Below are 14,821 nucleotides of genomic sequence, written 5' to 3' on the forward strand. Positions count from 1 at the left end.
AATCGCCTGTATCAAAGAGGTAGGTCAAACAAAGGTAGTCGATCATTGGCTTTCCGACGATGCCAAGGCGTGCGCATCGAGCTCCGGAAGGAAGCTGCGGAGGAAGTCTTGTACGCCGGGTTCTTGTCCCATTTCCGGGGGCGGTCCGGCGACCTGGATCTTGTACAATCGGTCGGTCATCCAGACACGCGGGTACTCGGCGGCGTACCACTGCGTTCCATCGCTCCATCCGTACCACACCTCCAGGTGCGGTTGTTCCTCGGTGGTTTGGCGGAACTGGACCCGCCACAGTCGATCGTTAGGGCGGTCGTTGTCGACAATCTCCGCGACGCGTTCCCCCGCCGGTTCGGTCCCCTGGCTGCTGTAGCAGACCTCAGGGGTGTGGACGGCGATCGGTCCACGAGGCCCAAACATGACGGCAACCGTGACGCGTTGATCGGTCGACCGATTGCGATACTCGTGAACCAACGATCCGTAGCACTGCAAGATCTGTTGAGCTTGTGGATCGAGCTGCGACTCGGAGATCCGGTCCCATTGGCCGCAGGTTGTCGGTAGATCCTGCAATTGATCCCCGATCTTTTGCAGGTCGGTTTGTGGTTGCCAACGGCCGTCCAAGACGCCGTGGAAGAAACCGGACAGGAGAATCAGCGACAGGCAGGCGACCAACGCAACGGTTCGGGACCGCATCGGTTGGGATTGGGCCTTTTGCCCGCTGGGACTGTCATCGCTGGCGGCAATCGGCGCCCGATCGGTGGTTTGATTTATGGGGTTCGACATCATGCAGACTAGTGGTTTGTCAAACTTTGATGTTAGGACGGATGTTAGTGGACGAGGTCACGAGCTGTTGATTAACCGAAAGTCGCAACTACGTTTCAGACGCCGGCAGCCAATAGCCGGTGGCTGAGCGTACGCGATACCACCGGGATGTAGCGAGACGCGACGTTTCGACCCCGCAGGCGGTCGCAGCGGACCTGCATAGGATTCTGTGCCCGCCTTCGCGGTCAGCGAGGCGATCGATTTAGGAACCGTAGGTGGCGTTTGCGCTTACCTTCGGCTAATTGCCCCAATCCCTTCGAGGCTGTGGTTCTTTTCAAATGAGCGGCGAGGCGCTAGCCGCCGGTACGGAATTTTCAAATGAGCGGCGAGGCGCTAGCCGCCGGTTCAGAACCCAATGCATTCATGAGGGAAAAACCGGCGGCTAGCGCCTTGCCGCTCACGAAGTTCGAGTGCGGCAACCCATTAAATCACAGCCTTTTGGGGATACTTGTGGGTAATCAACAGGAGGTCACGAGGCCCGGTAGTCTCTGGCGCGAAAAGGACTCGTGACCTCGTCCACTACCCTGAATTCAAATGTGGATGAAGCACTGGGATCGTTTGGGGCAAGGAAATTCCAAGAGCTCCATCGCGGCGGGGCTCGAATCGCCCTGGGGATTGGGGCGAAACAAGGTGTCTAAAGACGTGGTCCGCATCTCAGCGCGAGATCGGGGCGTCCATTGGCGTTGGCGATCAGGAAGCTTTCCGTCGCCCAAACTCCTCTTGAATCGCTTCCAAATCGCGCGTTTCGGCGGGCGTCAGCACCGCCGATTTGATCGCGCGAATATCCAACTGGGCCCATTGCGCTCGCGCAGCGACGCGGTCTCCCGAACGCAACAACGCCATCACAAGGTGAAACCGGTAGTGTGGTTCCGGCGACGACCCCGTCGCTTCGCGAAGCGTAACAACCGCCTCGTCGATTTGATCGTTTCGCAGCAGGACGAGTCCGAGCGTATCGAGCAGTTCGGGGGATCGTCCGTAGAGATCGATCGCTTTGCGAATTCGGGGCAGGGCGTCGCCAAAGCGGCCTTGCACCTCCGACAACGCCATCGCCAAGTTGTTCAGGATGCGTACATTTTGAGGCGCCAATTTTTCAGCGCGTTCGTACAGGGCGACGGCTTCGGCATAACGCTGTTGCGACAGACGCAACGTGGCGACCGATTCCATCACCGGGGCGACCGATTTGTAGCGATGGATCGCATCGTCCAGATAGCCTTCGATCTCGATCGGCACGGTGACCGTGTTGCCGCTGAGAACGATCAGATCGGCGATCAAGGCCAACGTTTCGCCACGCATCGTCTTTTCGAATTCCGTTTGGCAGACGTCCAAGGCGATATCGAACTTGCGTCCCCGGGCCAACGCGATCACGTAGGGGCGGAGGTATTTGGGATCTTCCTCAAACGCTTGTTGCAGCCAGTCGAGGGCTTGTTCGTGGAAGCCGAGTCGCGACAGCGTGCGGCCGGCGGTTTCCCAGGCGCTCGCTTGCGGCGTCCCTTCGGATCCGATCATCTGCTGTGTCCAAGAGGCTGCCAGTTGGGCGGCCTTTTTCTCGTCTCCCTGATGCCGAGCCAAACGCAAACGGATGTCGAGCGCCATCGCCCCGCCATCGGCCATCTTGTCCAATTGATCGGCCAACGCATCGATTTCGGATGTCTGTTCGGCGGCGAGCAAAAGGTCGGCAAAGCGATAGATGTCCAACGGCAACGGGTCGGTTCGCCGAACGAGGATCGTGTACAGACGCCGCGATTCGGCAAAGGGACGGGACGCTTGCCGCGTGTCGCCCGATTCGGTCGCGATCGCCCAACGCCGGCGTTCCAACGCGGCGAGCATGCGGACGGCGTCGTCGTGATTATCTTTGTCGTTGCGAATGACATCTCGCAAGATCTTGTCCGCCTGCTGTTGGCGTTGTTCGTCGCCGCGGTTGATCAAGATCAACGCGTGCAACAGTTTGTTTTTGGCCGATAGCGTTTGCTCGGATCCCAACAAAGCGTCGAGCCGTTTCCAAGGGACCTCGCCGCCATCCCGCAACGCGATCGCAAGCGCCAAGCGGTTGCGGACCTCGACGTGGTCGGGGCGAAATTGAAGGGCGGTTTCCAGCATCTCGATCGATTTGGCGTCGTTCTTCGCCGCCTTGTAGTAATCTGACAACGCGATCAGACATTCGGGGCTTTCCGGTTTGATCCGGTACGCTTTGGTCAGCGCCGCAAACGCCGCTGGTAGATCGTTCAATTTTAGATAGGTGAGTCCGACGAACAGCGACCGCGTTGGTTCGGTGATCTTACTGTTGGCAGCTTGTTGGAGTTCGCGGGTCACTTCCGGAGTACCAAAAAAGGCGTTCTGGAATTGAACACGCAATTGATAGACCGCGAGGCTGCTGTCCCCCGATTCAACCAGTGCGCGATCCAAGGCTTCGCTCGCTTCGGCGATCAACGCTTTGCGGGCTTGCGGTTCGTCTGTCGATTTGGCCGCGGCCGACGCGGTTTGGGCCAACAACAGCCAGGTCTTCGTTTCGCGAGGGTTCCGTTCGGCGCTGGCGCGGGCGAGGTCGAGTCCCTGCCGAAAGTCTCCCTTCATCTCGGCGATTGCAATCGCGAGTTGGGCGACGGTCGAATTCGCTTTCTTCAACCGTTCAAAACCTTGAAACGCAGCTTCCGCTTCGTCGATTCGATTCGCTGTCGTCAATTGCGATACCAACAGCAGCAGGCTCGAAACGCGTTGGTCTCCGCCATCAATGCCGCGACGCAAGGCGTCGATCGCTCGAATCGTTTCGCCATTTCGGGCGGCGATCAACCCTTCGAGACTAATTCCCAGTGCCCAGCGAGGACGCAGCACCGCGATTTCCCGTTGCAATTGATTCGCTTGCTTCAACAGCGCGTCGCGCTGCGGATCATTCGGTTTTGCGCGATCATATTCGTGCAACAGGCGCGATGCAACGGCAAGTCGCCACCAAGCCCCGGAACTCCCTTCATCGTCGCGGAGCATGTTTTCCCAGTGCTCGGCCGATCGCTGTGCGTCGTCCGACGGCGTTTCGGTTGTCGCATCGGCCGTATCCGATGGCGGTTGGGAGAGCGCGAGGCTGTGCAAGCGATAGATTAGGTCGGGGGTGGGTGCAATCGCAACGACGCGACGCAGTAGATCGAACCCGCGTTGCTGCAGCGAATTTGACAACGCGATATCCGCTCCTTGGGTCAGGCATGTCACCGCGTCAGTTGGCGTTTTGGATGCGTGCTGAGTCAAGGTTTCGATCGCGAGTTCCGCTTTCCCTTGCATCGCCAAGACGGAGGCTTTGGTTTGGCAGAAGAGGAGTGAGTCTTCGCCTGCCAATCGGCCCAGATCGTCGAGATGCTGCCGCGATTGCTGCAGATTGTTGGATGACGCGAGACTGATCACCGCTACCGATTGCAGTTCGGGGCTGTCAGGATATTGTTTCAGCAATTGCTCCAACCGCTCCTGCGGCTCCAGCTTGTGCGATCCATCCTCTGCGGCCGGCATTGCCAGTGCCAGAATTTCCATCTGGACCGTCAACCTACGTCGTTCTTCGGGCTGATCGTCATCCATCTTGTTGATGGCAAGTTTCGCCTTTTCCAGCGTTTTCATCGAGGCACCGTAGTCGCGTTCGCTGGCGGTTCGTTTTGTTTGTTGGCGAATCATCGCCTGGGCCTGTTCCAGCAAGATCGCAGCCGAATTGACATTGGTGCCGCGCCATTGATCGATCGATCGATCGCTGTTGCCTGCCTTGCCCCACGCTCGGGCTGCGGCGACTCGGTACTGCATCACGGCGGGCATCTGATTGCTCGCCTGTTCAAATGCGGCGGCGGCGAGATCCCACGATTTGGCCTGTTCGTATGCCGAACCGAGCAGAGCTAATGCGCCAACGCGATCGTTGGCCGCTGCGGGGGCTTGGGAATCGACAGCCTTCTTCAGGTACGCGATCGCATTGACTGTCTGTTTTTGTCGCAACGCCAATTGGCCGTTGAGATAGATCGCGACCCAACGAGCTGCATCGAGGGCGTTCTCGCGGTCTTTGCGTTGCCCGGCCGAGAGTGTGGTGCCAGTTGATCCCGATAACGCTAGGGTGAGCCGGTTGGTGATTGCGGCCAATTTGTCAACGGCTTGCTGTGCGTCGGCGACGGTGCCGGCGGCGACGCTGGTTCTCGCCTGGGCGACATGGAGGTCCAAAGATGCGTCTTCCAGTCGCTCGATTCCAGCGCTCCACAATTCCCACGCCTTCTCACGCTGCTGGGCATCCCAGAACAATTGGCCTCGCGTCAAATAGACAGCTTCGATCGCTTGAGGTGCGACGGGCAACGATTCCAATGCAATCAGAGCGTCCAGAGTTTCTGCGGCGCCCGATCGCGTTTCTGGGGTTGGATCGTCTCGCAGTTTGGCGGCTGCCGCTTGATAGACGATTTGGAAGTCCCAAAACGGATTGCGGGAAAGGTCGGATTGCGTCGGTTCATTCTCGTTTTCTGCCGCGAGCGACTTCAGGCGTTGCAACGCAGCATCGTCCGCTTCGGCCAACAGTTTCGCTGCCTGGTCGGGCTGCGTCGATTGCAGATGGCTGTAGACGGTCCAGATCGCGTGTCCATCGTCTCGCTTTTGGCTCAAATTGGCGAGGACTTCGTCGCCGATCTGCTTCGGCTTTTCGCTTCCGTCGGCTTCCGCAAACGCACCTTCGGGTTTGGTGGTGCATAGTTCCAGGAGAGCCGCAGCGAGCGAGATCTCGTCGCGGTTCGCTGTCCAAGCCGTATAGACGACCGAACCCAAAGGTTGTTGCGCGAGCCATTGCCAGAATCCGGTTTCGCGATTGAATTTATCCGGATCCAGTTTCACCTTGCCGGCTTGTCCTTGGGACAGCATCAACCGGGTTTGCGCCAGCCCGAGAAGCATCTCCGGATCATCCTGCGGCGCGGATAGTTCGATGATCCGATTTTGCGTCTCGTTGACATAACGCGGGCCATATTGCAACAGGCGAGCGATCAACTTCCGTTCCAAAACGGTCCGCTCTTCTCCCGGCGATTCGTCCAATGCGATGACAGCGCTTCGCAGATGGCGGATGGCGCGATCGTTGCGAGAACGGCGTTCGACGGGTTCCAGATCGTTCGAATCGGCTGATTTGTCGGCAGCGCGTGCCAGCTGGATCGCAAGCTGCGTGTCGGACGGTTGAAGGATCCGCAACTGTTCGAGCCAACGGATTTGTTGGTCCCAATCCTGCGATTCGGCTGCCGTATCCGCTTTCGCTTGAATCGATTCGGACAGCTTGCTCGATCTCACCCAATAGATCCCGCCGCAGATCGCCGCGGCAACCGCAGCGACGACCAGGGTCTTTGCCAGAAATCGCAGATCTACTTCCCAACGAACACTTCGTTCGTTTCGTTTTTGAGTCGATTCGATGGTTGCGGAGTTCATATTTAGTGATGGACGAGCGAGCAACGCTGGGGATAACAACAACGCGATTGGTTAGGCGTTTTCGATCGTCTGCGGTTCAGGGCGAGCAGTGAAGTAGCGGTAATCGCCATACCGATAGGCATACTGGCTGCTGGGCACTCCGCTGAAGACGGTTCCGGCGACGTTGGCCCCTGAGGCTTCCAAGCGACGGCTACTCCGGACCACCGAATCGGTGCGGCTGACGTCACGCATCACGCATACCAACGTCGCATCGGTTTCCGAGGCGATCGCCAACGTCTCCCCGGCCGCCAAGACGGGGGCGGTGTCGAAGATGACAAAGCTGTACTTTTCGAGTGCTTGATCCAAGAGATCGCGGATCGACGATGCGCTAACCAAACGATGCGGACTCTGATGCATCTTCCCGGCGGGTAGCACATGCACCAGTTCGCCGAGACTTGTGTCGACTGCGTCTTTCAATTCGATATCGCCCGAGAGGACCTTCGACAAACCGGGGCCGAGATCGAGGCCAAAAATCGCGTGTTGGTCGGGGCTGCGAAGATCGCCATCGATCAGCAAAACGGTCTTCCCCGAGGCTTTGGCGACAGAGATCGCCAACTGGGATGCGACGCTACTTTTGCCTTCACCCGACATGCTGCTGGCGATCGTCAACGTGCGTACGCCGCTCGTCTCTTTCGACAGCAACAGATTGGCGCGCAGGGTATCGATGCTTTCCTCGAAGACGCGTCGTCCTTTGCGAGAACCGAACTTCGGCGGCAGCTTAGCCACCTCGCCCATGATCGGTGCCATCAGCTTGGATTCCAGTTTGGCCGAATCGCAGATCTTCTGCGATCGAAGTTCCCACAACAGGCCAAGGAAAAACGGAATCGCGAAGGCTCCCCCGGCAGCGACGATCATCTTTTTCGTCGGCATCGGTTCGACGGGGGCTAGCGGCGGAGTGGCCTCGGCAAGGGTGTGCAATCCGCTGCCGCGACGACGTTCGGTGCGAATTGCCGCCAATCTTTGATTCAGTTGGCCCAGGATCCCCGCGGCGATCTCACGATCTTCGGTCGCGAATCGCAGGTCCGCTGCTTTGCCGCCACGCTGTTCCAGACGCGATTTCTCGATATCGTATTCCTGTTGAATGATCGCGCGTCGCGCTTTCAGATCGACGAGCTGTTGATTGATCGATTCGCGTTGTGCAAACGAGGCCGCTTTTCTCTCGGCAAGGCTTTCCTTATAGGTTCGCTCGGCGGTCCGGCGCAATCGTTCGGTGATCGCTTCGGGGGCGCGCTGGCGCGCCGCAGCCACGGCGTTGTCGAGTTCGCGTTGTTGTTCCGCCGCTTTCTCTTTCAGCTCTTTGTGATACTCCTGTCGCAGCGGTGCCAGGCCGCGATCCTCGAGGTTCCGGACCCGTGATTCCCGTTCGGCGAGCAACTTTCGGTTCGTGACGACGCTTGGATCGGCCTCTACATACTGGTCGATCTCTTCGGGATAGGGCGTCCGAACCTTCGACCGATCCAGATCGGTGTTTGCCGATTCTTCCCCCATCGCCGCGTTCATCGCGACTTTTGCTTCGAGAATCGATTCTTCGACGATCATGTTTGAAAGGTCGGTTCGAAGCCCCGCGAGGACCGAGAGATCGTTTTCGAGTCCTTCCACGCGATGGGTGGGATCGTATCCGATCACCACCTTGCTTAGATCTCGCACTCGTTCACCATGTACATGGACTTCGTTTTTCCATTGATCGATCGACGGCGTCAGCCAACTCTCCAAATTCGAAACGCGATCGTTGTCCAAGCGGTCGCGAATCGAAAGGAAGGAGTGGGTGATTTTGTTGCAGATCGTCGCGGCGGCGACGGGATCTTCATGTTCGAATTGAATCGACAACAACGTGGAAGAGCCAGCATTCGACAAGCCGACGCTACTGCGCAGTTGCCCGACGTTCAACGGTGTCTCCGATCCATAAAATGCTTGAACCTCGGGGTCGTTTTTGACTTCTTCGAGCACCAGTGCGTTGAGCACCAACGGACGTTCGCTGGCGACAAGGTTTCGCGGCGTTGGCATGATGCCTTTAAACACAACAAAATCTTGATTGACTTCCAGTAGATGCGACGCTTTGTAGACCGGCACAAATCCGCTGAAGACAGCAAACGCCGCCGCGGCGGCAAGCGCGAGTCCGATCGGGGTGGCCCAGATCCAACAATGCCGGATGGTGACCCACAGCAACTTGGGATCGAGATCGGTCGATCCGCTCGGTGCACCGTGAGCTGCGCGGACCGGCGGCCGAGCATGGTTACGGAATTGCGAAGCCGCCTGAGGCGATGAAGTGGGCGTTTTTTGCATTGTCAATTTCCTACGACGAAACGCTACGAAAGCCAGATTTGGAAGAGAAGATGTTCGATCGATGCCGCACGCGACAATCGAGCACTGCCGGTCGTCGCTGCGAACGCTCGCCATGCCGAAACCGGAGTTTGCGGGCCAGCGAGCAACGGCGTCGATCTTTGATGGAAGGTGGTGATGCGGAACGCTGCAGCCAAGTGAGCTCGAGCGGATTGGTAGTCTTGTGCGGTGGAATGCGTGGTGCGCATCGCTCTAGACACTCTGAACCGTTTTCTGCAGACGTTCGGATGGATTGTAGACCTCGACGGGACGATACAACCGCTGCCAGTAGACGTTGACCAGCCACATCAAAAGTGCGGCGGCCGGGATCATCAGGTAGCCCATCGAATCGTGGATCGTTTTGTGCGCCGCGGGGGATTCAAACCACTGGTAGAGAATACAAGTGATCGTGATCCGCAACGCGTTCACCAAGATCGCCATCGGGGCGGCGGCCAACATCAGGACAACACGATCGATCCAGCTGCGGTTGGCGGTTACGGCCCAGAAGTACGCGATCGCAAAGACGCCGACAAAAATTCGTAGTCCCGAGCAAGCTTGTTCAATCATAAAATGCGATTCGCCGATCCAAAGCGTATGTCCTTCGGCGATCGCCGGCTGTCCAAGGATCCGCAACATTGTCGTACTCAATAGGGTTGCCATCCCCTGCAGCTTCCAACTGAGCATCGTTTCGGCTCGGTAGGGAAGCGGTACCAAAACGACAAGGAACAGGATTGCGGGAGCGGCCCAACGCGTCGCCTGCCATCCGAACAGCAACCAAACGACGCCGGCCACCATCGGGACAAGCGACCAACCATCCATGAAGTCCATATAGGCCAATCGCCCGGCGACACGCATTGCGATCGCGATCCCCAGCAGCCACAGACCGCGCCAATCGACCCCGCGGCGGATCCCGGGGAAGCTTTCCCAACGAAGCCACAACAACACGATTGCGAGCGGAACACCTAGGTAACCATGGGAATAATCTGCCTCATTACGCCATGTCTGTTCCAGCCATAGGAACGTTGGGTAATAGGCAAATCCGAGTCCCGCGATCAGGGCCAGTGTCCAAGCCCACAACACACGGGAATTCCATGTGGGGGGCGTGGTGATTTGTGTCGCCGCATCTCCTTTGACTCGTTGCCTGCGACCGGAACCCTGCTTGACGGAGTGGCGTTTCCCTTTGGCTGCGGGGGTTGTGCCCGATGGTTGGGGCGACTTGGATTGCGGGTGGTTGCGCGACAGGGTTGATCTGTCGATCCTCGTGACGGCGCGGCGTTTATTTCTGCCCAAAAAAACGTCCAAGTGCTGTAAGGCGTTTGGTAGAAGTAGTTTACGCGATCCGATGCGTTGGCTGTCGGCGCAGACTTCGTGCTCGTGGGTGACCGGCTTTGTCCGGTCACTTAGCTTGGATTTCAACCGCGGCAGCCTTGCGTTCAACACATGAACGAACGGCTGGCGGGAGTCTGCGGGAGATCGTGATTCGCCATCGTCTGCGAATCCACCCCAGGAAGGTGCCCCAGCAGTGGCCCGACGTCCGGGGGATGTCGTGCTCTGCCCGAGTAGGTATGCTAGACAGTACCTGTGGGGGCGTCAACGAACTGGAAGTCGGAATTCAACCTTTATTCCACAACCTCCATACGACCGGCAATGCAATCTGCTTAGGGGGGCTTTGTTTCCCGCAAAGTTTTCGTGCTCGCATGGCCGGTTCGGAGTGCAGTTGTTGGGTTGCTGACGTCGGTCCACAGGGCCGATCCCCATTTCATTTAGAACTGCCAACCATCCCGCGATTGCGTCGATTTGGATTGGACAACCGAACCATCCCGGTTGACGGTGGATGGGACTTCACGGGATTACGGCTGCTAGCCCAGCGGGCCGTTGGAGCGAAATTTTTCGGACGCTACGTCGAACAACCCTCGCGGTCGCGAACCCATTGAAAGAGAATGCCCGCCGATGAATTGCGTGGATTGGACTATCGAGACAGCCACACCGGAACCCCACCGATCGCACTGCGCTGCAATCGGTGAACGGGTAACCAATCGATCGGTAGTCGATCGAGCCGGTGGGAGTTAAGGTGGGCCGAGCCATGGGAAACATCGATTGGAGAGAAGCCGTCCGGGGGGTGGTGGCATTGGGCCTTGTGGGGACCATCGTCGGTTCGGCTTGGGCGCACGGTGGTGGTTATCTGAGTACGCAGTTTCATGTCGGCATCGCGATCTTAGCGCTCGCGCCGTTGGGCATCTTCTTGTCGATCGGCCGGCGTGAGCGCAAACGAACAAACTGGATAGTCGTTGCCGCAGCCTTTGTTTGGATTGTCGGTTTAGCGCAAACGATTCCGTTGCCACAATCGTTCATCGTTTGGGTGGCGCCAGCGGCGGCTGAAGTCGGTCGCGTGTGGTTGCCGGAGGCTATTGTTGCTGAGGCTGGCATTGTCAAAAGCCAGTCCACAGTCAGCGTTGCATCCACTTACACAAAAACTGCCTTGGCGGTTCCCGCGACGTTTGGCATCGCATGTTGGTTGGCATCGCTTGTCTTTTCCGACCGGCGTTGGGGGAAAGTCTTTCTAGCGGTGATCGCGATCGCGGGAGGTGCGTTTTCGTTCTTTGGATTGGCGGATGCGATTCGATTGGGGCGCGACGAAGCTGTCGAACTTCGTCAACGTTTGATCATTTCACCGGTTGGTGCCGACGATCCGTTTGGTCCGTTCGTCAACAACAACAATGCCGCTGGATATTCAAACATCGCGATCGGCTGCACCATCGGCTTGCTGGCGCTGAACCGCCGGCGTTTGCGGCCGCATGCTTCCGCGTCCCATGCGGCGGCGCCGCCAGATCGGCAGGCTGTCGTCGATCGATCCGGGGCACGGGACGACCGACGTTTTGTCTTTCTCCTGTTGGCGATCATTCTGCTGTTAAACATCGCCGGTGTGATGGGCAGCGCATCGCGCGGTGGTTTCCTGGGGGTGCTGGCCGGTGGGGTTGCGGTGTTTGCATCACGCCCGCGATGGACATCGCGAGGGCGCACGATGTTGCTTGTCGCCGTTGTACTGGCGGCTTCGCTGGGGTTGCTTGAAGTTTTGGGGCTGCGAGCGATGTTCGCCGCTCGCCTGGAAACGCTGTACCAAGGAACGGCTTGGGAAGACCCACGGATGGATCACTGGAGCGACGCGTTCAGCGCGATCGGGTTCTTCTTTCCTCTCGGTGCGGGGTTGGGAACCTATCGCTTTGCGTACCTTCCATTTCAACAATCGGGCGGCCCGAGATGGTTCGTCAATGCCGACGGGATGCCGATCGAATGGTTGCTGGAAGGTGGGATTTGGTTGTTGCCGATCATCGTCGGGTGTCTGTTGTGGTTGTTGAATAGATGCTGGCAATTACGGGCCCAAATCGAAGAGATCGAATCGGACGAGACGAACTTTGCCGATGCGTTATTGACTGCTGCACGGTTCGTCTTTCCGGCGATGTTTGTCAGCCAGTGCTTTGATTATGGAATCTTGCTGCCATCGTTGCTTCTTAGTGTTGCGTGTATCAGTGGGGCTCTGATTGGGATGGGGAATCGTGTCGCGGAGACGCATTGTCCGCCCGATCTGGCGACTACTGCGGATTGTCCTGGGACAATATCCGAATCAATTGACACCGGCCGTCGACAATCAGAAACGGGCTTCGTGAAGGCTACCATCCCGTTGATTCGCGGTGGGACGTCGTTGCTTGAACCGCTCGCATTGATGGCTCTATTGGTTGGGCTGTGGTTTGCGAACGGCGCGTTGTCGCGCGGAAGCGTGGTGCAACAGATCCACCTGCAGCGCAACGCTTATCGGAATCATTCCCCGCTGGATTTTCCACAGCTTGCGGCGAAGATCGCTGCTGTCGAACGCGTCTCGATGGAAGCCCCCGATCATTCCGAAGCCCATCTGTTGTTGGCCCGATTGCTGATCGATCAACAGCGACAACTTGGCGCAAGATATCTAGTCGACAACAACGTGGTGGGGGCGGACAAGGTGAACCGCTGGGTCTCGCCACGAACCGTGCGGCGAGCGTTCTACACGCGGGCATCGGATCCGGCAAACTCCTTGCACGATTTATTAATGCCAACTCAAGCGTTGTCGCAGTGGGAACTGGCCCGACAGCACGCGATCGCCGCGCTGTCGCTTTGTCCTCTGGACGACCGTCCGCGGCTACTTTTGATCGAACTGGACATGTTGAGCGTCGATCCCCAGCAGACCACGCCGGTATTGATCCAACAGGTTCGGATGCTACGGAGCCGGACACCGAGTGTGCTGCAACACGTCGACCGACTTGAAACCGTTCGTGTCGTGCCTCCCCATGGTGCGTCGGACACCGGCATCGAATGAGCGGACGCTGGCGATGACGATTCTCGAATACATCCGATTTTTAGACGCGTGCTCCGCTGGCGGTCGCGTTTAAATTGGTCAGAACGATCACGCTTCATTTGTAAATGGGACAGCTTGAGGAACGATCTATGAGTAACACCGCTGCGACACCGAAGGTCTTGACCGTTGGGGCTTGGAGCTTGCTGGGTGCGACGCTTGGACTAGGCGCCGCCTATTTTGTCTACGTGCGAGAACTCCCCGTCTTTGAATCGACGGCGGTTGTTGCGATCCGTGGAATCGGAGCTGCCAATCCCGCGACGGAGGAATCCCAGGCGGGACCCTCCGCCACCGAACCACCAGGTTCGTCGAGCGTTGTTGGAATCGCGGCGGAGCAACTTGTGATCCTGAGCGAACCTGTGCTCAAGCTGGCGATCGATCCGCGGGATGGGGATGTCGCTGGTTTTCTGCGGCGGCATGATTTGCAGGTCGACTACATCGACAGTTCCGCCCACGAAGGAGCGATGTTTGCGATCAAGGGGCGTGCGGAAACGCCTTCTGCGGCGGCGGAAATTGTCGGGTCGGTTGTCGCGGCGTATGTCGGCTACGTCTCCAAAGAGGATGGATCGGAATTGTGGCAACAGACGCTTGCCCAATTCACTGAAACCCACGCGGCCGTCAATCAGCGGATCGAGGAATTGGAGCAGCAACTCGAAAAGTTGGCCTTGCCTGCGGAGGCCTCAATTCTCAACGGAAGCGTGATCTCGCGAGCGGCGTCGGAAGCCGAGTCGCTGCAGGCCGATATGGAACATGTGGCAAGCCAGAGGTCGTTGGCGGTGACCAAATTGCAGAAGGTGGAATTGCTGTTGGCCGCCGGAGATCCCGATCCGGCGTATCAAGAACTCTTGGCGGTACTTCAAATCACGGCCCCCCCTGCGCCCCAGCCCCAACATTCAGCGATGGATCGACGTGATGCCAAGCAAACCGAGGCGCAGCAGCGTGCAGCGGAGATTGAACAGGTCCGTCAGCAACGCATCGCGTTGACCGAACAGGTGCAACGCGAATTGGTGCCGCTGCAGCAGGAATTGGATCTTCTGTTGTTGAATGTTGGAACCGAACATCCCAAGGCGAAAGGGTTGCGAAAACAAATCGCCGCGGTGCGGGCAAAACTTGCGAGATTGCCGGTCGTTCCCGCATCACTGGATCCCGTACCCAATCCTTTCGATCAAAGAGACGCCCCGTCGAACGATCCTGCCGAAGCGATACAGGAGAGAGATTTGCTGCGTCAGAAGATCACATCCCGGTTGGCAGCCCTACGAGTCGAGATCCAACGCCTCGACGCTCGGTACAGTACGATTGAAACCGAGCTCGATGATGCGGCGACGGTCGTCGCCGGCCAACAGCAGGTATTGCAGGAGGAGCAGCGCTTGCGTCAGGCATTGAGTCAGCAATATCTCGCTGCTGATCAGATCACCCGCACGCTCGCTGCCGTACCGAAACTTGTTTCCCGGCAGGTAAAAGTGGTCACCGTTGTGCAGTCGCCCGATCGTGGAATGCAAATCGCCCCGAAGCTCGGCATGCATCTTGCCGGTGGCGGCGGCCTGGGCGTTCTGGCGGGACTGATGTTGTCTGGATTGTTTCTGGTGACGGCACAGGAGAATCGATCCGACGCCTTGGGATAGGTGGCGCGATGGAGCGGCTGAATCAGACGCGTTGACCGGTAGCCGGTCGGCCGCGTCAAATTCCTTGCAATTCCGACCACACTCCCAGTCCCCCTACACCTCCATTTCTACTATACTCAGGGCGGCAGGAAATTTGAGTCTTGACAAAGCCGACGCTCTATGCATTGCACGCCTAGGTAATGGCGGCGTGCGGTTGTGTCGGAGTTTGTCGAGGATTTCAGGGCGGGTGCTTCGC

General features: G+C 58.2%; 6 protein-coding genes. 2 read left to right on the forward strand and 4 right to left on the reverse strand.

What is annotated here, in order from left to right; translation table 11 throughout:
- Positions 1-42 precede the first annotated feature (42 nt).
- From EC9_RS12215 to EC9_RS12230, 4 genes are all read right to left on the reverse strand, one after another.
- A complete protein-coding gene (locus tag EC9_RS12215; protein WP_218934758.1) occupies positions 43-777 on the reverse strand; it encodes an exosortase-associated EpsI family protein in 735 nt (244 codons plus the stop codon).
- Positions 778-1,506: 729 nt separating this feature from the next.
- Positions 1,507-6,222 (reverse strand): tetratricopeptide repeat protein, encoded by a 4,716-nt coding sequence (locus tag EC9_RS12220; RefSeq protein WP_145345540.1) that lies wholly within the window; start codon positions 6,220-6,222, stop codon positions 1,507-1,509.
- A gap of 51 nt (positions 6,223-6,273) precedes the next feature.
- Entirely contained in the window at positions 6,274-8,544 is a 2,271-nt protein-coding gene (locus EC9_RS12225; RefSeq protein WP_218934759.1) for a polysaccharide biosynthesis tyrosine autokinase, read from the reverse strand.
- A 249-nt stretch (positions 8,545-8,793) separates the two neighbouring features.
- Entirely contained in the window at positions 8,794-9,660 is an 867-nt protein-coding gene (locus EC9_RS12230) for an exosortase/archaeosortase family protein (protein WP_246106094.1), read from the reverse strand.
- Between the two features lie 1,003 nt (positions 9,661-10,663).
- On the opposite strand from EC9_RS12230, the gene EC9_RS12235 reads away from it, so the two are divergent.
- Together EC9_RS12235 and EC9_RS12240 are read left to right on the forward strand one after the other, a co-directional pair.
- The gene (locus EC9_RS12235) at positions 10,664-12,928 is read left to right on the forward strand and encodes an O-antigen ligase family protein (protein WP_145345543.1); all 2,265 of its coding nucleotides are present in this window, start codon (positions 10,664-10,666) and stop codon (positions 12,926-12,928) included.
- 128 nt (positions 12,929-13,056) lie between these two features.
- Positions 13,057-14,586: a GumC domain-containing protein gene (locus EC9_RS12240; RefSeq protein WP_145345545.1), complete on the forward strand. Its 1,530-nt coding sequence runs from the start codon at positions 13,057-13,059 to the stop codon at positions 14,584-14,586.
- Positions 14,587-14,821 lie beyond the last annotated feature (235 nt).

Source organism: Rosistilla ulvae (assembly GCF_007741475.1).
GTDB lineage: Bacteria > Planctomycetota > Planctomycetia > Pirellulales > Pirellulaceae > Rosistilla > Rosistilla ulvae.

What these genes read in the sequence shown, in the direction of transcription:
- EC9_RS12215 (WP_218934758.1), bottom strand. Translation starts at nt 777, where the DNA reads ATGTCGAACCCCATAAATCAAACCACCGATCGGGCGCCGATTGCCGCC.
- EC9_RS12220 (WP_145345540.1), bottom strand. Translation starts at nt 6,222, where the DNA reads ATGAACTCCGCAACCATCGAATCGACTCAAAAACGAAACGAACGAAGT.
- EC9_RS12225 (WP_218934759.1), bottom strand. Translation starts at nt 8,544, where the DNA reads ATGCAAAAAACGCCCACTTCATCGCCTCAGGCGGCTTCGCAATTCCGT.
- EC9_RS12235 (WP_145345543.1), top strand. Translation starts at nt 10,664, where the DNA reads ATGGGAAACATCGATTGGAGAGAAGCCGTCCGGGGGGTGGTGGCATTG.
- EC9_RS12240 (WP_145345545.1), top strand. Translation starts at nt 13,057, where the DNA reads ATGAGTAACACCGCTGCGACACCGAAGGTCTTGACCGTTGGGGCTTGG.